At 67.1% G+C, this 25,419-nt stretch carries 24 protein-coding genes; 14 read left to right on the forward strand and 10 right to left on the reverse strand.

The features are described from left to right. Positions 1-33 precede the first annotated feature (33 nt). The 3 genes from BN1313_RS13095 (at position 34) to BN1313_RS13105 (ending at position 3,528) form a co-directional block, all read left to right on the forward strand. Positions 34-1,623, forward strand: coding sequence for a 4-hydroxyphenylacetate 3-hydroxylase family protein (locus BN1313_RS13095; RefSeq protein WP_091741514.1), 1,590 nt, complete (start codon positions 34-36; stop codon positions 1,621-1,623). Between the two features lie 11 nt (positions 1,624-1,634). Then, positions 1,635-2,117, forward strand: a complete 483-nt coding sequence (locus BN1313_RS13100) for a flavin reductase family protein (protein WP_091741517.1) — start codon at positions 1,635-1,637, stop codon at positions 2,115-2,117. Positions 2,118-2,214: 97 nt separating this feature from the next. Beyond that, entirely contained in the window at positions 2,215-3,528 is a 1,314-nt protein-coding gene (locus BN1313_RS13105; protein WP_091741520.1) for a spinster family MFS transporter, read from the forward strand. Positions 3,529-3,532: 4 nt separating this feature from the next. Here the strand turns inward: BN1313_RS13105 and BN1313_RS13110 are convergent, their stop codons facing one another. From BN1313_RS13110 to BN1313_RS13125, 4 genes are all read right to left on the reverse strand, one after another. Further along, positions 3,533-4,114, reverse strand: a complete 582-nt coding sequence (locus BN1313_RS13110) for a TetR/AcrR family transcriptional regulator (RefSeq protein WP_091741522.1) — start codon at positions 4,112-4,114, stop codon at positions 3,533-3,535. A 148-nt stretch (positions 4,115-4,262) separates the two neighbouring features. Next, positions 4,263-4,475 (reverse strand): dodecin, encoded by a 213-nt coding sequence (locus BN1313_RS13115; RefSeq protein WP_091741525.1) that lies wholly within the window; start codon positions 4,473-4,475, stop codon positions 4,263-4,265. A gap of 192 nt (positions 4,476-4,667) precedes the next feature. Continuing rightward, positions 4,668-4,871 (reverse strand): hypothetical protein, encoded by a 204-nt coding sequence (locus tag BN1313_RS13120; RefSeq protein ID WP_091741527.1) that lies wholly within the window; start codon positions 4,869-4,871, stop codon positions 4,668-4,670. A gap of 103 nt (positions 4,872-4,974) precedes the next feature. Continuing rightward, entirely contained in the window at positions 4,975-6,141 is a 1,167-nt protein-coding gene (locus tag BN1313_RS13125; protein WP_091741530.1) for a DUF819 family protein, read from the reverse strand. A gap of 65 nt (positions 6,142-6,206) precedes the next feature. Between BN1313_RS13125 and BN1313_RS16615 the strand changes: the two genes are divergently transcribed. From BN1313_RS16615 to BN1313_RS13135, 3 genes are all read left to right on the forward strand, one after another. After that, a complete protein-coding gene (locus BN1313_RS16615; RefSeq protein ID WP_176696016.1) occupies positions 6,207-6,371 on the forward strand; it encodes a hypothetical protein in 165 nt (54 codons plus the stop codon). Positions 6,372-6,375: 4 nt separating this feature from the next. Continuing rightward, on the forward strand, positions 6,376-6,762 hold the full coding sequence (locus BN1313_RS13130; protein ID WP_091741533.1) for a hypothetical protein: 387 nt from the start codon (positions 6,376-6,378) through the stop codon (positions 6,760-6,762). A 218-nt stretch (positions 6,763-6,980) separates the two neighbouring features. Continuing rightward, complete coding sequence (locus BN1313_RS13135; protein WP_091741536.1) at positions 6,981-7,928, forward strand: aldo/keto reductase family protein; 948 nt, start codon at positions 6,981-6,983, stop codon at positions 7,926-7,928. Between the two features lie 7 nt (positions 7,929-7,935). On the opposite strand, the gene BN1313_RS13140 is transcribed toward BN1313_RS13135, so the two are convergent. Both BN1313_RS13140 and BN1313_RS13145 read right to left on the reverse strand, forming a co-directional pair. After that, positions 7,936-8,940 (reverse strand): MBL fold metallo-hydrolase, encoded by a 1,005-nt coding sequence (locus BN1313_RS13140; RefSeq protein WP_091741539.1) that lies wholly within the window; start codon positions 8,938-8,940, stop codon positions 7,936-7,938. 75 nt (positions 8,941-9,015) lie between these two features. Beyond that, positions 9,016-10,023 carry an MBL fold metallo-hydrolase gene (locus BN1313_RS13145; protein ID WP_176696017.1) on the reverse strand — a complete coding sequence of 336 codons (1,008 nt, stop codon included), beginning with the start codon at positions 10,021-10,023 and terminating at the stop codon, positions 9,016-9,018. Between the two features lie 130 nt (positions 10,024-10,153). On the opposite strand from BN1313_RS13145, the gene BN1313_RS13150 reads away from it, so the two are divergent. From BN1313_RS13150 to BN1313_RS13175, 6 genes are all read left to right on the forward strand, one after another. Next, positions 10,154-10,909, forward strand: a complete 756-nt coding sequence (locus BN1313_RS13150; protein WP_218054371.1) for a FadR/GntR family transcriptional regulator — start codon at positions 10,154-10,156, stop codon at positions 10,907-10,909. 96 nt (positions 10,910-11,005) lie between these two features. Then, positions 11,006-12,487, forward strand: coding sequence for an FAD-linked oxidase C-terminal domain-containing protein (locus tag BN1313_RS13155; protein WP_218054372.1), 1,482 nt, complete (start codon positions 11,006-11,008; stop codon positions 12,485-12,487). Further along, the gene (locus tag BN1313_RS13160) at positions 12,488-13,651 is read left to right on the forward strand and encodes an FAD-binding protein (protein ID WP_091741551.1); all 1,164 of its coding nucleotides are present in this window, start codon (positions 12,488-12,490) and stop codon (positions 13,649-13,651) included. It abuts the gene before it with no gap. 2 nt (positions 13,652-13,653) lie between these two features. Continuing rightward, positions 13,654-14,994 carry a glycolate oxidase subunit GlcF gene (glcF, locus tag BN1313_RS13165; RefSeq protein WP_091741554.1) on the forward strand — a complete coding sequence of 447 codons (1,341 nt, stop codon included), beginning with the start codon at positions 13,654-13,656 and terminating at the stop codon, positions 14,992-14,994. Continuing rightward, positions 14,975-15,403 (forward strand): GlcG/HbpS family heme-binding protein, encoded by a 429-nt coding sequence (locus BN1313_RS13170; protein ID WP_091741556.1) that lies wholly within the window; start codon positions 14,975-14,977, stop codon positions 15,401-15,403. Before glcF ends, BN1313_RS13170 begins: the two co-directional genes overlap by 20 nt. 7 nt (positions 15,404-15,410) lie before the next feature. After that, positions 15,411-17,552 carry a malate synthase G gene (locus tag BN1313_RS13175; protein ID WP_091741559.1) on the forward strand — a complete coding sequence of 714 codons (2,142 nt, stop codon included), beginning with the start codon at positions 15,411-15,413 and terminating at the stop codon, positions 17,550-17,552. A gap of 154 nt (positions 17,553-17,706) precedes the next feature. Here BN1313_RS13175 and BN1313_RS13180 read toward each other — a convergent pair whose 3' ends face one another. Beyond that, entirely contained in the window at positions 17,707-19,314 is a 1,608-nt protein-coding gene (locus tag BN1313_RS13180) for an L-lactate permease (RefSeq protein WP_091741562.1), read from the reverse strand. A gap of 176 nt (positions 19,315-19,490) precedes the next feature. On the opposite strand from BN1313_RS13180, the gene BN1313_RS13185 reads away from it, so the two are divergent. Next, a complete protein-coding gene (locus tag BN1313_RS13185) occupies positions 19,491-21,533 on the forward strand; it encodes a TonB-dependent receptor domain-containing protein (protein ID WP_091741565.1) in 2,043 nt (680 codons plus the stop codon). Between the two features lie 20 nt (positions 21,534-21,553). Then, entirely contained in the window at positions 21,554-22,132 is a 579-nt protein-coding gene (locus BN1313_RS13190; protein ID WP_091741567.1) for an alpha-ketoglutarate-dependent dioxygenase AlkB, read from the forward strand. Here BN1313_RS13190 and dmpH read toward each other — a convergent pair. Genes dmpH through BN1313_RS13205 form a run of 3 tightly spaced genes read right to left on the reverse strand, consistent with a single transcriptional unit; the run spans position 22,129 to position 25,368 of the window. Beyond that, a complete protein-coding gene (gene dmpH / locus BN1313_RS13195; RefSeq protein ID WP_091741570.1) occupies positions 22,129-22,917 on the reverse strand; it encodes a 2-oxo-3-hexenedioate decarboxylase in 789 nt (262 codons plus the stop codon). The two genes, BN1313_RS13190 and dmpH, sit on opposite strands and share 4 nt — an antisense overlap. Positions 22,918-22,957: 40 nt before the next feature. Continuing rightward, entirely contained in the window at positions 22,958-24,160 is a 1,203-nt protein-coding gene (locus tag BN1313_RS13200) for a CaiB/BaiF CoA transferase family protein (protein WP_091741573.1), read from the reverse strand. Further along, entirely contained in the window at positions 24,157-25,368 is a 1,212-nt protein-coding gene (locus BN1313_RS13205) for an acyl-CoA dehydrogenase (protein WP_091741576.1), read from the reverse strand. Before BN1313_RS13205 ends, BN1313_RS13200 begins: the two co-directional genes overlap by 4 nt. Positions 25,369-25,419 lie beyond the last annotated feature (51 nt).

Below are 25,419 nucleotides of genomic sequence, written 5' to 3' on the forward strand. Positions count from 1 at the left end.
AGGCGTGCCAACAGAGAGAAGAGGGTCGAGGCCATGGGCGCCCGGACAGGTCAACAGTATTTGGAATCTATGCGGGTGAACCAGCCCGAGGTGTGGCTCAACGGCGAACGCGTCGAAGACATCACCACCCACCCGGTTTTCGTGGGCCCGATCAAGTCGATCATGGAGCAGTACGACCTCCAGCATCATCCCGACTTCCGCGACATCTGCCTTTATGAATCGCCCACGACCGGCGACCTGGTCTCGACCGGCTTCATGACACCGAAGTCGCGCGAAGACATCATCAAGCGCCGCCGCCACTTCAAGGCCCGCGCCGACCTGAACTTCGGCACCATGGGCCGCGCGCCTGACTTCATGAACGCCCTGGTCACCATGTGGCAGTTCTCGGACGAGCACTACAGCGCCGCACAACCGAAGTACGCCGGCAACGCCAAGCGCTACTATGAAAAGTGCCGTGAAGAAGATCTGTACCTCACCCACGTGCTGGTGAACCCGCAGATCGACCGCAGCCGCACCTCGGCCAACCAGGAAGATCCCTTCCTGCACCTGGGCCGCGTCGGTGAAACCGAAGAAGGCATCATCGTCCGCGGCGCCAAGATGCTCGGCACCATGGCCGCCCTCACCGAGGAAATGCTGGTCCAGCCCTTCGGCGGCGTCGCCCCCGGCGATGACGCCTACGCCCTGGTCTTCTCGATCCCCTCCAACGCCCCGGGCATGAAGTTCATCTGCCGCGAGAGCTTCTCGCCGGGCGGCCGGACCCTGTTCGACCACCCGTTGTCGAGCCGCTTCGAGGAAATGGACTGCGTCGCGATCTTTGACGACGTCCTGATCCCCTGGGACCGCATCGTCGTCGACGGCTCGCCGGGTTCGGGCGATATCGTCAATGGCGCCGGCATGGATCCCCGTGCAGCCGTCAACATCCAGACCGCTTCGCGCAACCTGGCTTGCATGGAGCTGCTCTGCGGCACCGCCGTGCGCGTCGCTGACGCGGTTGGCATCACCGGCTTCCTGCACATCCAGGAAAAGCTGGGCTTTATGCTCCAGCACCTCGAAATGGTGAAAGCGCAGTTCTACGGTTCCGACGCCATGGCCGTGGAACGTCCCGATGGCTATTGGGTCTCTTACGGCGCTGGCCTTGCCGCGGTTCACATGCAAGCCGGCGCGCTGCACGCCCAGTTCGTCGAGATCATCAACACCCTGGCCGGCGGCGGTTACTTCTACGCCCCGTCGAAGGGCGACTTCGACAACCCCGAACTGCGCGGCTACATCGACAAGTACGTCCGTGGCCGTCCGGGTGTGACGGCTGAAGACCGCGTGAAGCTGTTCAAGCTGGCCTGGGACCTGTCGGGCGAGGCCTTCGGCCAACGTCTGCGCCAGTACATCAAGTTCTTCTCGGGCGACCCGGTGCGCAACACCGCCGGCTTCTATCTCAACTACGACAAGACCGAGTTGTACGCGACGATCGACCGCGTCCTGGCCGGCCCCGGCGCCGACATGCCGGTGCCCCCCGCCACGCCGCAACCGCCGGCTCGTCGGGAACGGAACAAGGCGATGACGCTGTCCTACCCGGCCGCGTCGCACCCTGTGCAGAACGCCAAGGCCCCCGCGCCGGCGACGGCCTAAGGGTTACCGAGATGGTGAGGATCCAGCCTGAACTTTTCCGCGACGCGCTTTCGGGTCTCCCGGCGGGCGTCACGGTGATCACCAGTGTGGATAGCGCCGGCGTGTTTGTCGGGGCCACAGTCAGCGCCTTCATGTCGCTGTCGCTGGATCCTCCGCTGGTTCTGGCCAGTGTGGCGGCGAGTGCGAGAACCGCGCTCGCCGCCCAGTCCTCCGGCGCCTATGCCGCCCACATCGTGGGCGCCAAGCACCAGGATCTGGCCATGCGCTTCGCCTCGTCGAATCCCGACAAGTTCGAAGGCCTGCGGTATCACCTGAGCGCCCGTGGCGTGCCGGTGCTGGAAGACTTCGATATCAGCCTGGAATGCTCGCTCTACGCCGAGCATCCCGGGGGAGACCACACAATCCTGGTGGGGCTCGTAGAGGCCGTCAACATGGTCGAGCGAGGACCGCCGGCCGTCTGGTACGATCGAAGTTTCCATAATCTGAAGCGTTAAGCGCCAAAAAATCGAAACTTAGCCCGCCGCAAACACGGCGGGCTAAGCCCGTTCTGGGCATCAATGCGGACCGACAAAGGTCCTGTTAGGGGGAAATATGTCCGACCTTACCGGCGGACGTCAGCGTACGACCACGAGGGCCTATGCCTATTACGTCATGGCGATCCTCACGCTGACGAACGCGCTGAGCATCGCCGACCGTACGGTGATGAGTCTGCTGCTCGAGCCCATCAAGATGGACCTCGGCGCCAGCGACACCTCGATGAGCTTGCTGACCGGCGCAGCCTTCGTCCTGTTCTACACTCTGTTCGGCATTCCGATCGCCCGTTGGGCCGACCGCGGCAATCGCCGCAGCATCCTCTCCTTGGGGGTCGCGCTCTGGTCCGTCGCCACAGGCCTCTGCGGCGTGGCTGGCAACTTCGCCACCATGGCCTTGGCCCGCGCCGGCGTCGGCGTCGGCGAATCGACCAGCACGCCCACCTCGATGTCGCTGATCGCCGACTATTTCGAACGCAAGACGCGGCCGAAGATGATCGCCATCTTCAACATGGCCCAGCCGTTCAGCGCTGTTCTGATCACCCCGTTCATCGGCATCGTCGCCGACCAGTACGGCTGGCGCTCGGCCTTCTACTTCCTGGCGATCCCCGGGATCCTCATCGCCCTGCTGGTGCAATTCACGGTCCGGGAGCCGATCCGAGGCGCCACCGACGAGAAGCCGATCAACGTCGGTCTCGACACCACGACGATCAATGACGCGCTCAAGGCCATGTGGCGCTCGAAGCCCTTCATGCTGATTCTGCTAGGCACGGCGATCACCGGTCTCGGCAACGGCACCCTGGGCGCCTGGGGCCCTGCTCTGATGATGCGCGGCTTCGGCCTCAGCATGACCGAGGTCGGCGCTATCAACGCGCCAATCGGCGCGATCGGCGGCATCCTCGGCGGCATCGGCGGCGGCTTCCTGACCGGATGGATCGCCAGCAAGCGCAAATCCGAGCGCTGGAACGTGCTGCTGCCGGCGATCGCCGGCATCGTCACCGTTCCGGCCGCCTTCCTCTACGCCTGGGCGCCCAGCTGGCAATGGATGGTGTTCGGCGGCTTCTGGGGGGCGCTGACCATTGCTTTCCGCGTCGCACCGTACCTCGCGCTATCGATGGAGCTGGTCCCGGCGAACTTCCGGGGCATGGTCGCCGCGGCGACGCTTATCGCCACCAATGTCGTCGGCCAAGCCGGCGGCCCGCTCGTGGTTGGCATGATCAGCGACGCGCTCGCGCCGACAATGGGACCGGTCCTGGCGCTCCGCTGGGCCATGACCTTCGCACCCTTCACCCTGGCGTTGGGCGTGATCCCATTCTTTATCGCGCTGAAGTACTTCGATAACCAAGGGGTCAAGACGGCTGACCGTCTGACCTGAAGACCTAGACCGGCGCGTCGGACTTTCCGGCGCGCCGATGGGCCTCCTGACGCAGGCCGCTCAGCATCATGTCCAGCCCGTATTCGAATGCGATCTGCCGCCCCTCCGCGGTCGCCTGACGTCGTTGCCGCACCGCGCCAATCGTGAAAGCGACCAGGCCGCCTAGCGCAAGGTGGGCGTCATCCACGAAGCCCGCGGAGACGAGCGCCGCGCGATCTCGTTCTCCCCGGGCGACAAGCTCCTGGACGGAAGGACCTGACGACATCAGGTCGACCATGCTGGGGTGGGCCTCCACCAGGCTGTGGAAGGCGATCATGACATCGCGAAGACCATCGATAGGGTCTTTCGCCGCCGGCGGATTCTGAATGGTGGCGAAGAGAGTGCTGCTGGCCGCAGCCAGCAGGGCTTCCTTGCTGGGGAAGTAGTTGTACAGCGACATCGCCTGCACCGAGAGCCTGGATCCCAAGCGCCGCATTGAAAGCGCAGCGACGCCGTCTTGGTCCATCATCTCGATCGCTGCGGCGATAATCCGCTCAGGCGTTAGAGGATCACGCGCTACCGCGGCCTTGATTGTTGTCTTAACCATAGCCGTTCGTTGCAGATCGTTGCATTCGCATCAAGCTTCATGCGCGCTACGGCCTGGGCAGGGACGAAGATGGCCTCAACAAAGCACCGTGGTCCGCCGAAGCGTGACTGCGCGTGAGCCCTATCGAGAATGCGCCTGACGACCGGCGTTAATCCTCGATCGTATAGCCAAGCTTCACGGTCACTTGGAAGTGAGCCACGCGTTGGTCGACGACGTGACCGCGGGTCTCGATAACCTCGAACCAACGAATAGAGCGGCGGTTCTGGGCCCCATGCTCAATGGCATTGCGGATCGCATCTTCAATCGAAGTCTCTGACGATCCGACGATCTCGCTGATACCGTAGTTGTGGCTCTCACTCATGGTTTGCTCCCCGGCGTTTCCCCTCGAAGGGGATTGTACTTACATTGTACGCCCGGTGAAAACGTCGGCTGAGAAGCCCGGTTCCGCGCCTAGGCGCTTAAAGTTAAGCTTTGCGCCTGTGGACAAGGCTCCCCGGGACACTTTCTGGGGGAGGTCAGGTGTCCCGGAGAGCAACCCGTCTGGCGCAGATGCTCACGGGTGAGCCAGACGGCCTTCGATACACCAGGCGAAAAAGGCGCCCAGTTGAGCTTCGGTTTCGCCGGCGAGACCTGCGGAGCCGTAGCTGTTGGCCCAGTCGTAGGTGCGCGTCACAGCTTGGCGGCCCGCCACGTTGGTGTCGGGACGGCTGGTCAGAACGGCGTTGGCGGCGGCGGCGGTGGGGGGAACATGGATCATTTGCGCTCTCCTTACAGTGTAAGGTTGATGTAACCCATCCCCTGCGGGCGCGCAAGACTTACGGTGTAAGTTTTTTTGGTCCGCGGTTTGTTCGCGAGGCTCCCTAGGCTAGCGCGCGACAGACGGCGGCCACCGCCAAGGCCACGAAGGTGCCATAGGCCAGACCCAGCGGGACAAGCAGCACCGCGACCCCAGGCAACGCGGGCTGATAGACCGAGGCCACAATAGGGGCCGTGGCCATTCCGCCCACATTGGCCTGGCTGGCGGTCACCAGCAGAAAGGCGGGCGCGCGCAACAGCCGCGCGACCAGCAACATAACCGCGGCGTGGAAGACCAGGATCAGCACGCCGGCCAGCAGGAACAGCGGCGCCGACGCGACGCCTCGCAAGTCGGCCCGGGCGCCGATGGCGGCATAGACCACATAGAGCAGGAAGGTCCCCACCGGCGTGGCGCCGGCGTACTGGAGACGGGAGATCGGCGTCAGCGAACAGGCGATCCCGGCCGCGCTGGCCAGAATGACCGTCCAGGTGAAGGCGCTCATCACGCCTCCGGCTGAAGGCAGAACGCCCCCTGCGGCCGCGGCGATGAATGCGACGCCAAAGGCGAGACCGATCATGATGGCCAGGTCGCCGACCTTCGCCGGCCGGTCGTGCGCCGCGTGCATCTCACTGAGTCGCTGGTTGAGGTCGTCGAGCACGGTTCGGTCCGCGCCGATCCAACGATCCAGCCGGCCCTGCATCCCCGCCATGGTGATCAGGAGACTCATCCAGCCGTAGCCGATGATGGTGTCGGTGATGATCACGTTGGCGACCATCCCCGCCGAGGCGTTCACGCTGGTGGAGACCGCCAGCATGTTGCCGTAGCCACCGGTCCAGACACCCGTCAGCGCGCCGAAGGCCGTCCAGGCGTCGGCGGGAAGCCAGAGGCGCAAAGCCACGAAGGCGGTCACCGCCCCCACCGCCAGACTGAGCGAAGCCGTCAGCATCATGATCAGAGCCGGGGCGCCCAGTCGGGCGATGCTCTTCAGGTTGGTCGCCGTCAACAGGAGGAAGAGCGCCGCCACCATGACGTAGTCCTGCAGCCAATCGTAGAGCGCGTGCTCCTTCGGGATTAGACCGAAGGTCGTCGATAGCGTCGGGATCAGCAGGATCCAGAGCACCGGCGGGACGAAGTGAAACAGCCGCTCCAGCGCCGGGAGGCGCGCCAGGGCGAACAGGCCGGCGATCACCGCCAGCAGATAGCTCAGCAGGGCGAATGGCTCTTGGATCATTGGACGCGCTCCCGTTCGCGAGCTTAGCGCGTCCCGCCGCGCCCTGTCCGTGCTAGAGTCGCGTCATGGATGACCAAGCGCCCGCCGACGAAACCCCGATGCAGCGCGCCCTGCGCTTGAAGAAGGCCGCTCTGGACGCGAAGTCGGCAGGCCGGCCGACCGGCAAAGGCCCGCCCAAGCCGACCGCCGGCGTCGCAGCCGGCGCGTCACGGCCTTGGATGAAGAAGTAGGCCCTTGCCCGTCGACGATCTTGAGAGCGATGGCGGCGGATTCGACGTCGATGATTGGCGTCGGCTCACGTCGTTCACCGGCGCCGCGGCGACACTGGATGACGTCCAGGCTGGCCGCGCGATCTTCGCCTTGGCCGACTCGATTGATCCGCGGCCCCTGCCGATGGAGCTGCCGCAGCCCGTGATCTGGTGGGATGACGACAGCGCGCAGGCCGCCGTAGTCGTCCAGGCCGAAATCCACGACCGCCTCGAAGAAGAGGCGATGGAAGTCCTGGGAATCATCCTGCCGGATGGCGGCTCGGCGGTGGCCTTGCTTGAGGATGTCGATCTGGTGGACGATTCCGATCCCACCTGGCGCGAACTGGTCGAACGCGCGGTTGACGACGCCTAGGTCGTCTTAATCATCAACCGCCACAGCGGCCGCCAGATCCGCGGTGAGCCTCCGCGCCGCCAGCATCATCGCCAGCCCAACGAAGGCGAAGGGGCAAGGTTATGCTATTATGCCAAATTAATAGACGGTCGCGTTCCACCGCGGCGCGCGGCGCGGCGGACGGTTGAACGCATCCACGCGTCATCCCAAGGGTGCGCCGCGACAATCAGGAGCCTCCCATGAAGTATCGTAAGCTTGGCGCCAGCGACCTGAACGTCTCCGTCATCTCCCTCGGCTCATGGCTCACCTTCGGGGTCGGCGTCGAGGCCGACAAGACCCGCGATTCGATCGACAGGGCCTTTGATCTGGGCGTGAACTTCATCGACACCGCCAACGTCTACGGCCAGGGCGCGGCCGAAGCCGTGCTGGGCGAGATGCTCGCGGGCCGGCCGCGCGACAGCTACATCATGGCCACCAAGGTGTTCGGCGTTATGAGCCCCGAGGACAAGGGCCTCTCGCGCGCCCAGATCATCAAGCAGATGGACGCTTCCCTGCAGCGCCTGAAGACCGACTACGTCGATCTCTACCAGTGCCACCGCTACGACCCGGAAACCCCGCTGGAAGAGACGATGGAGGCCCTGACCGAAGTCGTGAAGGCCGGCAAGGCCCGCTACATCGGCTTCAGCGAGTGGACCCCGGCCCAGATCGAGGCCGCCGCCGCCATCCCGGGCGTCGAGCGCTTCGTCTCCAGCCAGCCGCAGTATTCGATGCTCTATCGCAAGCCTGAGGCCGAGGTGATCCCGCTCAGCGCCAAGACCGGCATTTCCCAGATCGTCTGGTCGCCGCTCGCCCAGGGCGTGCTGTCCGGCAAGTACCTGCCGGGCGCCCAGCCGCCGGTCGACTCCCGCGCCGCCAGCGACGACATGGGGACCTACATGGCCAGCTGGCTGAAGGACGACATCCTGACCGCCGTCCAGCAGCTGAAGCCGATCGCCGCTGAAGCCGGCTGCACCGTCGCCCAGTTCGCCCTGGCCTGGGTGCTGCGCGAACCCAACGTCGCCTCGGCCATCGTCGGCGCCAGCCGTCCGCAGCAGATGGACGACAACGCCGCCGCCGCCGACCTGGTCATCGACCCGGCGCTGTTCGCCAGGGCCGAAGCCGCACTGGCCGGCGTGCAGCAGGGCTAGGCTGGTCTCAGGGCGCCAGGTCCAGCTTCTGGGCTTCGGCGCACTCTGAGCTGACGGTGAAGTACCGGCCGACGGCGTCGGACCCGACCTCGAAGGGGCTGAGCTGGCCGGGCTTGCGCGGCAGTTGCGAGATGCGTGCATAGTCGTAGGCGTGGTCAAACTGCGAGTGGTTCGACAGCAGGATCGTCGCGCCGGCGTCCGCCGCCGCCTTCGCAAGCTTCTTCTGCGAAGCGATGTAGGTGTCGTAGCGCTCGACGGACTTTGGGAAGTTGAAGGCCGTGCCGCCGGAATAGGCGACGGTGATCGGCCGGCCCTTGTCCTTCACCTGAAAGACCAGCGAGATCGTGCCAAGCGTGTGACCCGGCGTCAGGTAGGTTGTGACGCTTGTATCGCCGAGCGTGACCTTGTCGCCGTCCGCCACCACCACGTCGCGAGTCGGCCGCCCGCCCGGGATATCCGGCTGGGCGTCCATCAGCGTCCAGTCCTCGGCGCTCATCACCACCTTGGTCCCATAGCGCTGCTGCAGCATGCGCGCGCCTTCGTCGTGATCGCCGTGGGCGTGTGTGATGATCACAAATTTCACCTGGGCCGGATCAAGGCCCAGGGTCTTCAGGCCGGCGACGATCTCGTCCTCGTTGGCGTAGTGCCACAGGGTGTCGATCAGGATGATCCCCTCGCTGGTCGTCAGCGCCCAGGAGGAGTGCACCTTCGTGCCCACCCAATAGAGGTTGTCGAACACCTTGTAGGGCTCGGCGTACCAGGTCTCGCGGGCGGGGATGGCCTGGGTGAAGGCGCCTGTCGACTTGCGCAGCGCATTGTCGGGCACGGTGCAGAGGCGGCCCAGCGTGCCGTCCCAGTTCTGGCCGACCGCCGCCTTGGCCGTCGTCTTGTGGGCGAAGATCTGCTCGGCCTTGGTCGGCGCGGGCTGGACCGCTTCCGACTGCGCATAGGCGCCCGCCGCCGTTCCAAGGCCGGCGACCAGGGCCAGCGCCATTCCCAATTGAGCCTTCATGTTCCGCTCCCGCCTCGCCGCGTGTCGAGGGATCACCCCGCGGCCTTTGATTGATGTTCTTTGGGCCGTTCAGCCTTAGCGGCTGCTCATTTCGAGCTTCGCGGCTTCAGCGCATTCCGAACTGACGACGAAGTAGTCCGCCACCGCGCCCGCGCCGATCTCGAAGGGGTTCGGTTCGCCCGCCTTGCGCGGCAGCTGCGCGATGCGCGCCAGGTCATAGGCGTTATCGAACTGCGCATGATTGGAGAGCAGGACCGTGGCGCCCGCGTCGGCCGCCGCCTTGGCCAGCTTCTTCTGCGAGGCGACATAGAGATCGAAGGTCGCCGCGGCCGGCGGGAAGACGAAAGCCGTGCCACCGGAATAGGCTACCGTCACCGGCCTTCCATGATCCTTTACCTGGAAGATCGCCGAGACCGTGCCGGGGGTATGGCCGGGCGTCAGGATGGTGGTGACCGTCGTGTCGCCGAGCGTGATCTTCTCGCCATCCTGAGCGACCAGGTCGCGCTTCGGCTGGCCGCCCGCCATGGCCGTCTGCTTGGCGACCAAGTCCCAGTCCTCGGCGCCCATGACCACCTTGGCGCCGTAGCGCTCCTGCAGAAGGCGCGCGCCCTCATCGTGGTCGCCGTGGCCGTGGCTGATGATCACATATTTCACGTCGGCGGGGTTAAGACCGAGCGCCTTCAGACCGTCAACGATCTCGGCTTCGGCGGCGTAGTTGTAGAGGGTGTCGATCAGGATGATGCCGTCGCTGGTGGTCAGGGCCCAGGACGAGTGGATCTTGGTGCCCACCCAGTAGAGGTTGTCAAAGACCTTGTAGGGTTGGGCGTACCAGGTCTCCCGCGGCGGCGTGGAGGCCGGGACGGCGCTGCGCACCCGCGGCACGGCGTTATCGGCGACCGAACAGAGCCTGGCCACCGTCCCGTCGAAGATCCCAGCCCCCACCGCCTTGGCCTTGGCCTTGTGCTGCAGGATCAGTTCGGCTGTCGTCGGCGCGGGCTTTGCCGGCTCGGTCTGGGCGGAAGCTCCGGCGCTGGCGGCCAGGCCGGCGACCAGGGCCAGCACGATTGTCGTCCGAACCTTCATGTTCCGCTCCCGCCTCGCCGCTCTGTCCGTGGTCCGCCCGAGGCGGCTGCGCTGGCGGCTGTGGTTAGTATGATTAATGACGCGCGGAATTAGGCTGGCAAGCTGGATTCGGACGTCGCAGAAAGCGATGATGAGCGACGCCATCAGCCATCTCGGACGCTTCGGCGCGGACCGCGGCCGGTCGAGCCACGCGCGCGTGGTGCGTGAACTGGGCGGTGAGATCGTTTCGGGCCGCCTGCCCCCCGGCGTGAACCTCCCGGCCGAGGCCGAGTTGTTGGAACGGTTCGGGGTCTCGCGCACCTGCCTGCGCGAGGCGTTGAAGACGCTCTCCGCCAAGGGCCTGGTCAGCTCCAAGACCCGCGTCGGCACGCGCGTCCTGCCGGAGTCCGAGTGGAACTTCTTTGACGCCGCCATGCTCGGCTGGAAAGCTGGCGAAGGCTTCGACGAGCATTTCCGCAGCAGCCTGACTGAGATCCGCCAGGCGGTGGAGGGCAAGGCCGCCGAGCTCTGCGCCGTCCGACGTACGCCCGAGCAGCTGGCCATGCTGCGCCAGTGCATCGCCGACATGCGCCGCTCTGGCCACACCGCCCAGAGCTTCGCCGAGGCCGACCTCGCCTTCCACATCGCCATTGGCGTGGCCTCGGGCAATCCCTTCATCCGCTCGGTCGCCGCCGTGATCGAGGCGGCCCTGGTCGCCTCCTTCGCCATCGGCTCGCCCGCCGATGACCCGGCGCTGCAGGAAGAGGCGGTGATCCAGCACGAAGTGATCGTCGACGCCATCGAGGCCCACGACGCCGACGCCGCCCGCGCGGGCATGCTGGGCGCGATCCACGGCGGCGTCACGCGGATGGAGACCAACCTAGCGCTGCGGGCCGCCAAGGCCTGAGCGAACTGGGCCGGTTCCACTATCGGCCATTCCGTATATAGTATGATTATTGTGTCGAACCGTCCTCAAGCCTGGGCCTGAATCATGCCCCTCGTCATGCCCCAGCCGAACGCGGCGATCCTGGCGCGCCGCGATGAGGTCATCGCCGCCCTGCGCGCGATCGTGCCGGGCGAAGGCGTGATCGACCACGAGGATGCGCTGCGCGCCTATGAGACCGATGCGCTGACCGCCTACCGCCAACCGCCAATGGTCGCAGTTCTGCCGGAGACCGTCGCGCAGGTCTCGGCGATCCTCGCCTGGTGCAGCGCCAATGGTGTGAACGTCGTCCCGCGCGGCTCAGGCACCTCTCTGTCAGGCGGGTCCTTGCCCGTGGCCGACGGCGTCCTGTTGGGCCTATCCAAGTTCAACCGTGTGCTGGAGATCGACTACGACGACCGCATCGCCGTGGTGCAGCCCGGCGTCACCAACCTGGCCATCACCCGCGCCGTCGAGGGCGAGGGCTTCTATTACGCCCCCGACCCCTCCAGCCAGATCGCCTGCTCCATCGGCGGCAATGTCGCGGAGAACTCCGGCGGCGTGCACTGCCTGAAGTACGGCCTGACAACGAACAACGTCCTGGGCGTCGAGCTGGTGCTGATCGATGGCGAGGTCGTGCGTATCGGCGGCAAGTCGCTGGACGCCGCCGACATGGACCTGCTGGGCGTCATCGTCGGCTCTGAGGGCCTGCTGGGCGTCGTGACCGAGGTCACCGTCCGCATTCTGCCCAAGCCCGAGATCGCCCGCGCCGTCCTGATCGGCTTTCCCACGGTCGAGAGCGCCGCCAAGTGCGTCGGCGACGTCATCGCCGCCGGCGTCATCCCTGCCGGCATGGAGATGATGGACGCCAACGCCATCGCCGCCACCGAGGACTTCATCCACGCGGGCTACCCGCTGGACGCCGCGGCCCTGCTGATCGTCGAGCTTGATGGCCCGGGCGCGGAATGCGACCACCTGATCGAGACCGTGGTGGCGATCGCCCGCGAGAACCTGGCGACCACCGTCCGCGTCTCCGCCGACGACGCCGAACGTCTGAAGTTCTGGGCCGGCCGCAAGGCCGCCTTCCCGGCGGTCAGCCGGCTGGCGCCCGACTACTACTGCATGGACGGCACCATCCCGCGCCGGCGGCTGCCGGAAGTCCTGACCAAGATCAGCGAATTCGCCGCGCACCACCGGCTGGGGGTCGCCAATGTCTTCCACGCCGGCGACGGCAACCTGCACCCCCTGATCCTCTATGACGCCACCATTGACGACCAGCTGCACCGCGCCGAGCTGTTCGGCGAGGATATCCTGCGCCTGTGCGTCCAAGTGGGCGGCGTGCTGACCGGCGAGCACGGGGTCGGCGTCGAAAAGCGCGACCTCATGCCCGAGATGTTCAGCGAGATCGACCTCACCCAGCAGCGGCTGTTGAAGCGGGCCTTCGATCCGGACCAGCTCTTGAACCCAGGCAAGGTCTTCCCGCTGCTTTGCCGCTGCGCAGACCACGGGGCGATGCACGTCCACAATGGCCAGACGGCCTTCCCTGACCTGCCGCGCTTCTAGATGCAGGCCGGATCCATCCTGAAGGCGAGCGCCGAGGGCGACGTGGTCGAGGCCGTTGCGGCGGCCAAGGCCGCAGGCCTGCGCCTGGCGATCCGCGGCGGCGGCAGCAAGGCGGGCGTCGGCGCGCCGACGCCCGACGCCGTGACGCTGGACCTGTCGGCCCTGAGCGGGGTGATCGACTACGACCCGGCCGAACTGCTGCTGACCGTGCGGCCGGCGACGCCGCTCGCCGACGTGCTGGCCCTGGTGGCGGCGCAAGGTCAGATGCTGGCCTTCGACCCCTTCGACCACGGCCCGATCTTCGGCGAAGTTGCGGGAGCGGCGACGATAGGCGGCGCGGTCTGCGCTGGCGTCTCCGGTTCGCGACGGCTTTCGCGGGGCGCAGCGCGCGACCATCTGCTGGGCTTCCGGGCGGTCTCCGGCCGTGGCGAGACCCTGATCGGCGGCTCCAGCGTCGTGAAGAACGTCACCGGCTACGACCTGCCCAAGCTGGTCGCCGGCAGCTGGGGCCGCCTGGCGGCGGTGACCCAGATGCACCTCAAGGTCGTCCCCCATGGACCCGAGCGCGTAACCCTGGCGGTGGACGGCCTTGACCCGGCGGCCGCCTACACCCTGATGGCGCGGGCCATGGGCTCGCAGGCCGACGTCGCCGCCGCCGCCCACCTGCCGACGGGCCTCGCTGGCGGCCGGGCGCTGACGGCGATGCGGTTGGAGGGTTTCGGCCCCTCGGTGCGCGCGCGCAGTGAGATGCTGGCTGGCTTCGGCGCAGCCGTACTGCCCGCAGCGGACGCCGAGGCCGTCTGGGAAGAGACCCGCTCGCTCTCAACCCTGGACCCCTCCGCGCCGCTCTGGCGCGTCAACACCGCGCCCCGGGGCGGCCCCGCGGTGGTGGCCGCACTCGCGCCGCTCGGCGCACGTTGGCTGTTCGACTGGGCCGGCGGCCTGACATGGCTGACCTTCGATGGCGACGTCGAGCTTGTGCGTCAGGCGGCGGCCGGGGCCGGCGGCCACGCCACACTGATCCGTGGTCCAGAAGCCCAGCGCCGCGTCACGCCCACCTTCCAGCCCGCGACCGCCGGGGTCCGCGCCCTTGAACAGCGCGTCCGCCAGGCCTTCGACCCCGACGGCGTCTTTGACACCGGCCGCTTCACGGCGGGAGCCTGATCATGCTGACCAAGTTCCGCCCGGACCTTCTGGCCGACCCCGCGATGGCGGTCTCGGAATCGGTGATCCGCAAGTGCGTGCACTGCGGCTTCTGTACGGCCACCTGCCCGACCTACCTGCTGCTGGGCGACGAGCTCGATAGCCCGCGCGGGCGCATCTATCTGATGAAGGAGATGCTTGAGAACGAGCGCGAACCGACCGCCGAGGTCGTCAAGCACATCGACCGCTGCCTCTCTTGCCTGTCATGCATGACGACCTGCCCGTCCGACGTGAACTACATGCACCTGGTCGACCACGCCCGGTCCTACATCCAGGAACGCTACAAGCGCCCCTTGATGGAGCGGCTGTTCCGCGACCTGCTCGCCGGCGTTCTGCCCCATCCCAAGCGGTTCCGAGTCGCCCTGGCCCTGGCCCGTCTGGCGCGGCCGCTGCGTCGCCCGATCGATCGCCTGGTCGAGGGCGCGCCGGGTCTGAAACCGCTCGCCGCCATGCTGTCCATGGCGCCGGCCCAGGGCGCGCACACCGCCACCGCCCGCGACGCCCGGGTGGCCAACCCAAAGGGCCGCATCGCCCTGCTGCAGGGCTGCGCGGAGCCGGTCCTGAAGCCTGAGATCCGCGAGGCGACAGTCCGCCTGCTGAACCGCGCCGGCTACGACGTAATCTTCGCCAGCGGCGAGGTCTGCTGCGGCGCCCTGGTCCACCACATGGGCCGCGAGGCCCAGGCCCTGGAGAGCGCCCGGCGCAATGTCGACGCCTGGAGCCGGCTGGCCGCCGATGGCCTCGACGCCGTCGTCATCACCGCCTCCGGCTGCGGGACGACCATCAAGGACTACGGCTTCATGCTGCGCGACGACCCGGCCTACGCCGAGAAGGCCGCGACGGTCTCGGCCCTGGCCGTGGATGTCAGCGAGCTGCTCGCCCGGATCGACCTGCCACCGGTGCTCAATCCCCACCGCCTCGTGGTGGCCTATCACGCCGCCTGCTCGCTGCAGCACGGCCAGCGGGTCGTTGATGCGCCCAAGGCCCTGCTCACCGCCGCCGGCTTCACTGTCCGCACGCCGGTGGACGCCCATCTCTGCTGCGGTTCGGCGGGCACCTACAACATCCTGCAGCCGCAGATCGCCGGACAATTGGGTGACCGCAAGGCCCAGACTCTGACCCAGCTCAAACCCGATATCGTCGCCACCGGCAATATCGGCTGCGCCATGCAGCTCGGTCAGCGGCTGGATGCGCCAATGGCGCACACCGTCGAACTCCTCGACTGGGCCACCGGCGGGCCGGTTCCCCCATCCCTCGCTCAACGCCTTAGCTCTGGAGCTTCCCATGTCGCGCATCACGCTTGATCAGGCCCGCGCCGTCATCGCCGCCGCCTTCGCCGAGGGCGCGACCCTGGGCCTCGCGCCCCTGACCGTCGCCGTGCTGGATCCGGGCGGCCACCTGATCGCGCTCGACCGGCAGGACGGCTCGGGCACGCTCCGTCCGCAGCTGGCCGTCTCCAAGGCGTCCGGCGCGCTCGGCCTCGGCCTCTCCTCGCGCAAGATCGGCGAGATGGCGGCCGACCGTCCGACCTTCATCGCCACGCTGGCCGCGATCGCCCCGCACGGCGTCACGCCGGCCGCCGGCGGGATTATCGTCGTCGACGATTCGGGCGACGTCATCGGCGCGGTGGGCGCCTCTGGCGACCTGTCGGACAAGGACGAGCTTTGCGTGCTGGCCGGCCTCAAGGCCGCCGGCCTCCTCGTCCAGGCCTGAGGACCCCATGACCGACCGTATCGATAAGGCCGGCCTCCAGGTCGACGCCGCCCTGGCGAAATTTGTCGACCAGGATGTCCTGCCGGGGCTAGGCATGGACCCTGCCGCGTTCTGGAGCGGTTTCGCCGCCCTCTATAGCCAGTTCGCCCCGCAGAACCGCGCCCTCCTGGCCAGGCGCGACGACCTGCAGGCGAAGATCGACGCCTGGCATGAGGCCCGCCGCGGCCAACCGATCGAGCAGGGAGCTTACGAGGCCTTCCTCACCGAGATCGGCTATCTGGTCCCCGAGCCCGCGCCCTTCACCATCGCGCCTGAGAACGTCGATCCTGAGGTTGCGACCATGGCCGGGCCGCAGCTGGTGGTGCCGGTGCTGAACGCGCGCTTCCTGTTGAACGCCGCCAACGCCCGTTGGGGCAGCCTCTACGACGCGCTCTACGGCACCGACGCCATTCCGGGCGCCGCCGCCGGCAAGGGCTATGACGCCGCCCGCGGCGCCGAGGTCATCGCCAAGGCCAAGGCGTTCCTCGATATCGCCGCGCCCCTCGTCTCCGGGCGCCACGCCGAGGTTGCCGCCTATGCGGTCGAGGACGGCGTCCTCGTCCCGGCCCTGGCCGATTCCGCGGCCTTCGTCGGCTATCGCGGCGATCCGGCCTCACCATCGTCGATCCTGCTGAAGCACAACGGCCTGCACATCGAGGTTGTCATCGACCGCAGCCACCAGATCGGCCGCGACGATCCGGCCGGCGTCGCCGACATGATCCTGGAATCGGCCATCACCACCATTGTCGATCTTGAGGATTCGGTCGCCGCCGTCGACGCCGCCGACAAGATCGAGGCCTACGCCAACTGGCTGGGCCTGATGAAGGGCGACCTCGTCGCCAGCTTCGAGAAGGGCGGCCAGACGCTCACCCGCACCCTGAACGGCGATCGCGCCTATCTGGCGGCGGACGGCGCAGAGCTGAGCTTGCCCGGCCGCAGCCTGCTGTTCGTGCGCAACGTCGGCCACCTGATGACGACGCCGGCGATCCTGCTCCCTGACGGCGGCGAGGCGCCGGAAGGGATCATGGACGGTGTCCTGACCACCCTGACCAGCCTCTACGACCTGCGCGGCGGGGGCAAGTTCAAGAACAGCCGCGCCGGCTCGATCTACATCGTCAAGCCGAAGATGCATGGGCCGGAAGAGGTCGCTCTGACCAACGCCCTGTTCGACGCCATCGAAGACCTGTTGGGCCTTGAGCGCCACACCCTGAAAGTCGGCGTCATGGACGAGGAGCGCCGCACCTCGGCCAACCTCGCCGCCTGCATCGCCGCGGTGAAGGACCGTGTGGTCTTCATCAACACCGGCTTTCTCGATCGCACCGGCGACGAGATGCACACCTCCATGCAGGCTGGCCCGATGATGCTGAAGGGCCAGATGCGGACGTCGGCCTGGATCCAGGCCTATGAGGCGCGCAATGTCCAGATCGGCCTGGCCTGCGGCTTCTCCGGACGCGCCCAGATCGGCAAGGGCATGTGGGCCGCGCCGGACCGCATGGCCGACATGCTAGAGCAGAAGATCGGCCACCCGCGCGCAGGCGCCAACACCGCCTGGGTGCCCAGCCCAACGGCGGCGACGCTGCACGCCATGCACTACCATCAGCTCGACGTCTTCGCCCGTCAGGCCGAACTGGCGACGCAAGCCCTGCCGCCGCTTTCTTCCCTGCTGACCATCCCACTGGCCGGCGGCCAGAACTGGTCGGACCAGGATATCCGCGACGAGCTCGACAACAACGCCCAAGGCATCCTGGGCTACGTCGTCCGCTGGATCGACCAGGGCGTCGGCTGTTCCAAGGTGCCCGACATCCACGACATCGGCCTGATGGAGGACCGCGCCACCTTGCGGATTTCTTCACAGCACATGGCCAACTGGCTGCTCCACGGGGTGGCTTCGGCGGAACAGGTCGATGCGGCGCTGCAAAGGATGGCGGCCAAGGTCGACGCCCAGAACGCGGGCGATCCGCTCTACCAGCCCATGGCCGGCCATGAGGACACAAGCCTCGCCTACCAGGCCGCCCGCGCCCTCGTCTTCGAAGGCCTCGCCCAGCCCAACGGCTACACCGAGCCCCTGCTGCACAGGTATCGGCAGGCGGCGAAGGCGCAACAAGGCTGACGTCTCGACGCTTTGATCGTCCTCCCGGGCTTGTCCCGGGATCCATGGACACCGAAGTTCAAGCGCGGTCTGGGCGCGCGCCTCGCCATCTGCGGCGGCGTGGAGATCGTGGGTTACCGGGACAAGCCCGGTAATGACGGGCTTTGTATGGTCGTTAGCCTGGGATCATCCACGGGAAGAGATTCTGCTGGGCCATCACCAACAGGCTCAGGATCAGCGTGAGGATCACGCTGTGCTTGAAGGTGCGCGCCAGAATCGCCCCCTCCTGGCCCTTAAGCTCGGTCACCGCCGCCCCCGTGGAGATGTTCTGCGGCGAGATCATCTTGCCCATCACGCCGCCCGACGAATTGGTCGCCGCGAACAGGATGGGGTTCATATTCAACTGATTGGCGGCCACCACCTGAAGGTTGCCGAAAAGGGCGTTGCCCGAGGTGTCGCTGCCCGACAGGAACACGGCGACCCAGCCCAGGAAAGCGCTGACCAGGGGGAAGAACACCCCCACCGAGGCGACCTGGAGCCCGAGCGTATAGGTCATGCCTGAGTAGTTCATCAGATAGGCCAGGCCCACGATCAGCATGACGGTCAGCACCGCCAGCCGGGCCTGACGCCAGCTCAGCACCGCCGCCGCCCAGACCTGCTTCGGGCCCATGGCCACCGCCGCCGCCGTCAGCGCCGCCGAGACCAGGATCGCCGTGCCGGTAGCGAGCGGCTGGAAGTCCCAGATGGCGGCGTAAGGTTTCTCATAGAGGGTGATGAAGACCTGACCGTCGAGGCCCGGCCAGGCCACCTTGTGCGAGAACAGCTTGTTCAGCTTCAGCTCTGTCCAGGCGATCACCACCACCGAGACGGCGATCCAGGGCCACCAGCCCTGCCAGGCCGGGATCGGCTTGCCGCTCTCCTCCGTGCTGGCGGGGCCTGCGCCCGCCAGAGCGAACGCCGCATCGGGCTTCGGCTTCCAGACCTGCAGGAAGGCGATTGTGACGGCCAGGGAGACGATCGAAGACAGGACGTCGGTCAGGACGTAGTTCAGATAGTTCGAGGTGAAGAACTGCACACCGCCGAAAACCCCGCCGGCCACCAGAAGCAGTGGCCAAAGCGCCCTGATAGAGCGCAGCCCGCCATAGACCCCCATCACATAGAAGGGCAGCATCAAGGCGATGAACGGCAGTTGCCGGCCGATCATGGCGCCCAGCAGATGGTCGGGCAGGCCGGTCACCGCCGCCAGCGTCGTCACCGGCGCGCCCAGGGCGCCGAAGGCCACCGGCGCGGTGTTGAAGATCAGGGTGAACACCAACGCCTCAAGCGCCGGGAAGCCTGTCGCGATCAGGAGCGCGCTGCAGATCGCCACAGGCGCGCCGAAGCCCGCGACGCCTTCCAGCAACGCCCCAAAGCAGAAGCCTACAACCACCAGCACCACGCGGCGGTCGTTCGGCAGGTGGCTGGAGATCCAACGGCGAAAGGCGTCAAATCGGCCCGACAGGACGGCGATATTGTAGAGCAGCAGCGCGGTCAGCACGATCCACATGACCGGCCAGAGTGCAAAAACCGCACCCGCGCCGGTGGCGTAGAGCGCGAGCCCCGCCGGCATCTTCCAGACGCCGATCGCCAGCGCCAGGCAGGTGACCAGCCCCGCCAGCGAAGCCTGCCAAGCCGGCCGACGGACCCAGCCCATCAGCAAGAGAACAACAGCGATCGGCGCAGCCGCGGTCAGGAATGACAGGGCGAGATTCCCCGCGACCGGGGTCAAAAGCTGATGGAACATGATCGCCGCTTCCCCGCCTGCGGTCCGTTCGCCTCGGTGCGTCGGCCGCGTGTTTCCTTGGAATATATCGTACTAATCGCAATGGCGCGTCCAGAACGCACATGGCCGATCGCGACTTGCGAGTAGTTATATTATAACATATCATGACCTCAGCCTTGCGTTGGGGACCCTGTCTGATGCGCGTTCGTTCGCTTCTCCTCGCCGCCTCCAGCGCCGCCGCGCTCGCCGCCCCCGCCCTGGCTCAAGACGGCCCGCACGACCACGGCGAAGCACCCGTCTCCGAGCTCGTGGTCACCGCCCTGCCGCTCGATCGGCGCGGGCATGAAGTCGCCTCCAGCGTCACGGTCCTGAGCGGTGACGCCCTGACGACGCGGCGCCAGGCCACCCTGGGCGAAACCCTGAATGGCGTGCCCGGCGTCAACTCCGACACCTTCGGCGGCGGCGCCAGTCGCCCGGTGATCCGCGGCCAGACAGCCCCTCGCGTCAAGGTTTTGAGCAGCGGCTCGGCCCTGATGGACGCCTCGGAAGTCTCCCCCGACCACGCCGTCTCCGCCGAACCTCTGCTGCTCGACGGCATCGAGATCCTGCGCGGCCCCAGCGCCCTGCTCTATGGCGGCGGCGCGATCGGCGGGGCGGTCAACCTCGTCGACAAGAAGATCCCCACCCGCAACCCGGCCAAGGGGGGCGAGGGCGTGCTCGAAATCCGCGGCGGGACCGCCGATGACGAGGGCGCGGCCGTCGCGAGCCTGACCGCCGGCCGGGGCGCCTTCGCCGTCCATGTCGAGGCTGCAGGTCGCCGAGCGTCGGACTACAAGATTCCCGACTTCGACGCCGACCGCTTGGCGGGTTCGCAGGTGGAGTCGCAATCGGCGGCCTTGGGCGTCTCATGGATCGACCCACAGGGCTATCTGGGCGTGGCCTATTCTGAACAGGCGAGCCGTTACGGCTTGCCCGGCCACAACCACGAATTCGAAAGCTGCCATCCCCACGGCCTGACCCTGCACTGCGGCGATCACGACGACGGCGACGGCCACGATCACAGCCATGACGGCGAGGCGGCCGAGGCGCCGCCCCAGGTCGACATGCTGAGCCGTCGCGTCGACCTGCGGGGCGAGTGGCGCAACCCCACAGCCGGCGTCGACCGCATCCGCCTGCGCGCCGGCTACACCGACTACGCCCACGAAGAGATCGATGAGGGCGTCGTCGGCGCCACCTTCACCAACGAGGGCTTCGACACCCGCCTCGAGGTGCAGCACGCCCCGATCGCCGGCCTGCGCGGTGTGGTCGGCGGCCAGGTCTCGCGGAATGACTTCGCCGCGATCGGCGACGAGTCGTTCCTTCCGCTCAGCCGGACGAAGTCGGCCGCTCTGTTCCTGCTGGAGGAAATGACCTTCGGACGGCTTCGCATCGAGGGCGCGCTTCGCCAGGAGTGGCTCGACGCCAGCGCCGAGGATCGGACCGCCGTCAGCTACCGGCCGCTGTCGGCCTCTCTGGCCGGGGTCTGGTCCTTCACGCCCACCCTGTCCGCCCAGCTCTCGGTCTCGCGCTCGCAACGCGCCCCAACCGCGCAAGAGCTCTACGCCCGCGGCGTCCACCTCGCGACCAACGCCTATGAGATCGGCTCAACAGCCCTGACCAAGGAGACCGCGTATTCCGTCGAGCTATCGCTGCGCAAGACCGGTGGCCCGACGACCTTCTCCGCCAGCGCCTATCGCTACGACTATGACGGCTACGTCTTCGCGAACACCCTGGACCAGTTCGAGGACTTCCGCCTGATCCAGTACGCCCAGGCCGATGCGGTTTTCACCGGCGTCGAGGGCGAGGCCCGCCACGAGGTCATTCAAGGCTTGGGCCTCGGCGTCTTCGGCGACTACGTCCGCGCCAAGCTGAAGAATGACGGCGGCTCCCTGCCGCGCATTCCCGCCGCCCGCCTGGGCGCGCGCGGCGACTTCACCCGCGACCGCTGGTCGGCCAACCTCGAATACTATCGGGCCTTCGATCAGGACAAGGTCGCCGCCTTCGAGCGCGCGACGCCGGGCTACGACATGGTCAATGCGACGCTCGCCTACAGCTTCGATCTCCGCGGCGCCGATTCCGAAATCTATGTGCGCGGCACGAACCTGCTGAACGACCTTGCGCTGAACCATGCGTCGTTCCTGGCCGAGGTGGCCCCGCTGCGCGGCCGCAAGGTCGCCTTGGGGGTGCGCACCCGCTTCTAGTCGGGCTAGACTCCGTTGCGATGACCGCCAGCCAGCCACAACTCTTCGATGCGCCGGTCCGCACGCCGCCTGGTTTCCGCTACCAGGACGACGTCATCGACCGGGCGCACGAGCAACGCCTGCTGGCGGCCTTCGAGGCCTTGAGCTTCACGGCGTTCGAATTCCACGGCTTCACGGGCAAGCGGCGCACCATCGCCTTCGGCCATGACTACGACTTCTCCGCCCAAACGCTGCACACGGCGCCGCCGCTGCCGGATTTCCTGCTCGATTTGAGGAGCGCCGCGGCGGCCTTCGCCGGGATCGCCGCCGAGCGGATCGTCCACGCCATGATCACCGACTACCCGCCAGGCGCGCCGATCGGCTGGCACCGCGACCGACCGGAATTCGCCGAGATCATCGGCGTCTCCCTGCAATCACCTGCCCGCCTGCGCTTTCGGCGCAGGCAAGGCGCCGGCTTCACCCGCATCGATCAGGTCGTCGAACCGCGCTCGGCCTATCTGCTCAGCGGCGAGGCCCGCAGCCAGTGGGAGCACAGCATCCCTCCGGGCGTCGAACGGCGCTTCTCGGTGACCTTCCGGACCCTTCGCGCGGTGCCTTAGGCCGCGATGTTGAGAACCAGGTCGCCCCAGCCTGCGTAACGCACCACCAGTCGGTCGCCGGGCGCTACGCCAACGGCCTCGGTGACGCCGCCGGTCATGACCAGCGTGCCCGCCGGGATCGTCTTGCCGGTGCGCGCCAGCATGTTGGCGAGCGCAGCGACGGCCTGGGCCGGGTCGCCCATCACGGCGGCCCCAGTATCGCGGGCGACGACCGCGCCGTTCTTCTCGACCACCACCTCAAGATTGACCCGGTCGAGCCCCGCCAGCGAATGGCGCGCCTTGCCGACGACATAGCGGGCGGCCGAGGTATTGTCGGCGATGACGCTGGTCAGGTCGAAACGGAAGTTCTCGTAGCGGGAATCGATCACCTCCAGCGCCGGAGTCACATAGTCGGTGGCGGCGATGACAGCGGCGATGTCGCAATCGGGGCCCACCAGCTCGGACTTCAGGACGAAGGCGATCTCGGCCTCCACCCGCGGATGGATCAGGCCGGCGCAGCTCAAGGTGTCGCCCTCGTTCAGGCGGCCGTGAGCGGTGACGAAGCCGTGGATCGGCTCATGGACGCCCATCTGCTCCATCTTGGCCAGCGAGGTGAATCCCATCTTCAGGCCGCCAACCTGCTCGCCGCGCCCCAACTTGCGCTGCCGCAGGCGATCCTGCACGGCGTAGGCGTCCTCCCAGGTCATGGTCGGGAAGTCGTCAGTGATCTTGGTGATGGCCCGCGCCTTGCGCTCGGCGTCATCCACCCGCTCGGCGAGGGTCTCGATTTCGGCTACAGTCAGCATGGGCGATCCTCAAGAATCCTGGGCGTAAACTGCCCCGTCTTCAGCCGCTGGTCCAGCTCTGATCGCTGCGAACTTCCTCGTCGTGCTCGCCCAGGCGTGGTGGGGCGCGATCGGCCATCTGGCCCACGCCATCGATGACGATCGGCGAGCGCAGTCCCGGCGCCAAGCCGCCCGCCGCCTGCGGGTCGGCCAAGTCGTGGCGCATGCCCCGGTGGACGACCTGCGGATGGGCGAAGACCTCGGCCATATTATTGACGGGCCCAACGGGCACCTTCAGCGCGGTCAACTTGGCCACGAGCTCAGCGCTGGTGAAACGCGCGGTCCCCAGCGACAGGCGGCTCATGATGTCGGCGCGGTTGCGCACGCGGTCCGGGTTGCCGGCGAACATCGGATCCTGCGCCAACTCCTGTAGGCTCAGGGCCTCGCAGAAGCGACCGAACTGGCCGTCGTTGCCGACCGCGACGATCACCGCCCCATCGCTGGTCGGGAAGACGTCGTAGGGCACGATGGTCGGGTGGCTGTTGCCCATCCGCTGCGGCGCACTGCCGGAGATGAAATAGTTGATCGCCTGATAGCCCAGCACCGCGACCTGCGAATCCAGCAGAGCCATGTCGATGTGCGCGCCCTGGCCGGTCGTCTCGCGAGCCCTAAGCGCCGCCAGGACGCCGACCACCGAATAGAGGCCGGTGAAAAGGTCCGCGGCCGGATAGCCGGTCTTCATCGGCAGGCCGGCCGGGTCGCCGGTCAGGTTCATCGCCCCGGCCAAGCCCTGGATCAGGAAGTCATAGCCCGGCTCCGCAGCCGAGGGGCCATCCTGGCCGAATCCAGTAATCGAGCAATAGATGAGGCCTGGATTGATCGCCTTCAGGTCCTCGTAGCCTAAGCCACGCTTGGCCAGGTCGCCGACCTTGAAATTCTCGATCACCACGTCGGCGTGGGTCGCCAGGTTGCGGACGAAATCGCGGCCCTCCGGCGCGTCGAAGTCGGCCTGCACCGAGCGCTTGCCGCGGTTGGTCGAGTGGAAATATCCGGCCGCGCCGGCCGAACCGTCAGCGGCCTCGATGAAGGGGGGCCCCCAGCGGCGGGTGTCGTCGCCGACCCCCGCGCGTTCGACCTTGACCACATCGGCGCCCAGGTCGGCCAGCAGTTGACCGGCCCAGGGGCCCGCAAGGATCCGCGCCAGTTCCAGGACCTTCAGGCCCGCGAGCGGCCCGCCCTTAGGTCCGCTGGGCGCCTCGCTCATGAGAACGCCTGCAGGCCCGTCTGAGCGCGACCCAGGATCAGGCCGTGAACGTCATAGGCGCCTTCATAGGTGTTCACCGTCTCAAGATTCATGGCGTGGCGCATGACGTGGTAGCTTTCATGGATCCCGTTACCGCCGTGGATATCGCGCGCCTTTCGCGCAATCTCCAGGGCCCGACCCGCATTCCAGCGCTTGATCATCGAGACCATTTCCGGCGCCGCCTTGCCGTCGTCGAACAGCCGGCCGACCCTCAGGGCCGCCTGCAGCCCGAAGGCGATCTCGGTCTGCATGTCGGCGAGCTTCGTCTGAACCAGCTGGGTCGCGGCCAGGGGCCGGCCGAATTGACGACGTTCCATGGCGTAGTCTCTAGCCCCCTGCCAGCAGGCCTCAGCCGCGCCCATGGCGCCCCAAGCAATGCCGTAACGCGCGCGATTGAGGCAGCCGAAGGGCCCGGCCAGACCGCTGACGGCCGGCAGCAGGGCGTCTTCGCCGACCTCGACATTGTCGAGCATGATCTCACCGGTGATCGAGGCGCGGAGCGACATCTTGCCCTCGATCTTGGGCGCGCTCAGACCCGGGGCGCCCTTCTCGATGATGAAGCCCTTGATGCGGCCGTCATGAGCGTCCGAGGTCGCCCAAACCACGAAGACATCGGCGATCGGGGCGTTGGTGATCCAGGTCTTAGACCCGTTAATCCGATAGCCGCCGCCCGGAAGAGCCTCGGCGCGAGTCTTCATCGAGCCCGGATCAGAGCCCGCGCTGGGTTCTGTCAGGCCGAAACAGCCAATCCATTCGCCGGTGACCAGCTTCGGCAGGTACTTTTCGCGCTGGGCTTCGGTGCCGTAGGCGTTGATCGGGTGCATGACCAGTGACGACTGGACCGACAGCATCGAGCGGTAGCCAGAGTCGACGCGCTCGATCTCGCGAGCCACCAGGCCGTAAGCGACATAGGAGGATTCCGAACCGCCGTATTCGGCGGGGACGGTGACGCCGAGCAAGCCCAGCTCACCCATCTCGCGGAAGATTTCCGGATCGGTGTATTCGTCGCGATAGGCCTGGATCACCCGCGGCGCGAGTTTCTCCTGGGCGTACCGACGCGCCATGTCGCGGATTTGCGCCTCTTCCTCGACCAGCTGACCTTCGAGCAACAGCGGGTCTTCCCACGCGAACGCATGGCCGACGGCCTTATCCTTGTATTTCTCGCTCATGGCCGCCCATTCCCTTCACGCTGCCTTCGCGAGGAAAATACCGTCATCGAC

Source organism: Phenylobacterium immobile (ATCC 35973), from assembly GCF_001375595.1.
Lineage (GTDB): Bacteria > Pseudomonadota > Alphaproteobacteria > Caulobacterales > Caulobacteraceae > Phenylobacterium > Phenylobacterium immobile.

What these genes read in the sequence shown, in the direction of transcription:
- BN1313_RS13095 (WP_091741514.1), top strand. Translation starts at nt 34, where the DNA reads ATGGGCGCCCGGACAGGTCAACAGTATTTGGAATCTATGCGGGTGAAC.
- BN1313_RS13120 (WP_091741527.1), bottom strand. Translation starts at nt 4,871, where the DNA reads ATGATCCATGTTCCCCCCACCGCCGCCGCCGCCAACGCCGTTCTGACC.
- BN1313_RS13145 (WP_176696017.1), bottom strand. Translation starts at nt 10,023, where the DNA reads ATGAAGGTTCGGACGACAATCGTGCTGGCCCTGGTCGCCGGCCTGGCC.
- BN1313_RS13125 (WP_091741530.1), bottom strand. Translation starts at nt 6,141, where the DNA reads ATGATCCAAGAGCCATTCGCCCTGCTGAGCTATCTGCTGGCGGTGATC.
- BN1313_RS13185 (WP_091741565.1), top strand. Translation starts at nt 19,491, where the DNA reads ATGCGCGTTCGTTCGCTTCTCCTCGCCGCCTCCAGCGCCGCCGCGCTC.
- BN1313_RS13180 (WP_091741562.1), bottom strand. Translation starts at nt 19,314, where the DNA reads ATGTTCCATCAGCTTTTGACCCCGGTCGCGGGGAATCTCGCCCTGTCA.
- BN1313_RS13135 (WP_091741536.1), top strand. Translation starts at nt 6,981, where the DNA reads ATGAAGTATCGTAAGCTTGGCGCCAGCGACCTGAACGTCTCCGTCATC.
- BN1313_RS16615 (WP_176696016.1), top strand. Translation starts at nt 6,207, where the DNA reads ATGGATGACCAAGCGCCCGCCGACGAAACCCCGATGCAGCGCGCCCTG.
- BN1313_RS13115 (WP_091741525.1), bottom strand. Translation starts at nt 4,475, where the DNA reads ATGAGTGAGAGCCACAACTACGGTATCAGCGAGATCGTCGGATCGTCA.
- BN1313_RS13190 (WP_091741567.1), top strand. Translation starts at nt 21,554, where the DNA reads ATGACCGCCAGCCAGCCACAACTCTTCGATGCGCCGGTCCGCACGCCG.
- BN1313_RS13170 (WP_091741556.1), top strand. Translation starts at nt 14,975, where the DNA reads ATGTCGCGCATCACGCTTGATCAGGCCCGCGCCGTCATCGCCGCCGCC.
- glcF (WP_091741554.1), top strand. Translation starts at nt 13,654, where the DNA reads ATGCTGACCAAGTTCCGCCCGGACCTTCTGGCCGACCCCGCGATGGCG.
- BN1313_RS13160 (WP_091741551.1), top strand. Translation starts at nt 12,488, where the DNA reads ATGCAGGCCGGATCCATCCTGAAGGCGAGCGCCGAGGGCGACGTGGTC.
- BN1313_RS13175 (WP_091741559.1), top strand. Translation starts at nt 15,411, where the DNA reads ATGACCGACCGTATCGATAAGGCCGGCCTCCAGGTCGACGCCGCCCTG.
- BN1313_RS13100 (WP_091741517.1), top strand. Translation starts at nt 1,635, where the DNA reads ATGGTGAGGATCCAGCCTGAACTTTTCCGCGACGCGCTTTCGGGTCTC.
- dmpH (WP_091741570.1), bottom strand. Translation starts at nt 22,917, where the DNA reads ATGCTGACTGTAGCCGAAATCGAGACCCTCGCCGAGCGGGTGGATGAC.
- BN1313_RS13110 (WP_091741522.1), bottom strand. Translation starts at nt 4,114, where the DNA reads ATGGTTAAGACAACAATCAAGGCCGCGGTAGCGCGTGATCCTCTAACG.
- BN1313_RS13205 (WP_091741576.1), bottom strand. Translation starts at nt 25,368, where the DNA reads ATGAGCGAGAAATACAAGGATAAGGCCGTCGGCCATGCGTTCGCGTGG.
- BN1313_RS13105 (WP_091741520.1), top strand. Translation starts at nt 2,215, where the DNA reads ATGTCCGACCTTACCGGCGGACGTCAGCGTACGACCACGAGGGCCTAT.
- BN1313_RS13150 (WP_218054371.1), top strand. Translation starts at nt 10,154, where the DNA reads ATGAGCGACGCCATCAGCCATCTCGGACGCTTCGGCGCGGACCGCGGC.
- BN1313_RS13200 (WP_091741573.1), bottom strand. Translation starts at nt 24,160, where the DNA reads ATGAGCGAGGCGCCCAGCGGACCTAAGGGCGGGCCGCTCGCGGGCCTG.
- BN1313_RS13155 (WP_218054372.1), top strand. Translation starts at nt 11,006, where the DNA reads ATGCCCCAGCCGAACGCGGCGATCCTGGCGCGCCGCGATGAGGTCATC.
- BN1313_RS13140 (WP_091741539.1), bottom strand. Translation starts at nt 8,940, where the DNA reads ATGAAGGCTCAATTGGGAATGGCGCTGGCCCTGGTCGCCGGCCTTGGA.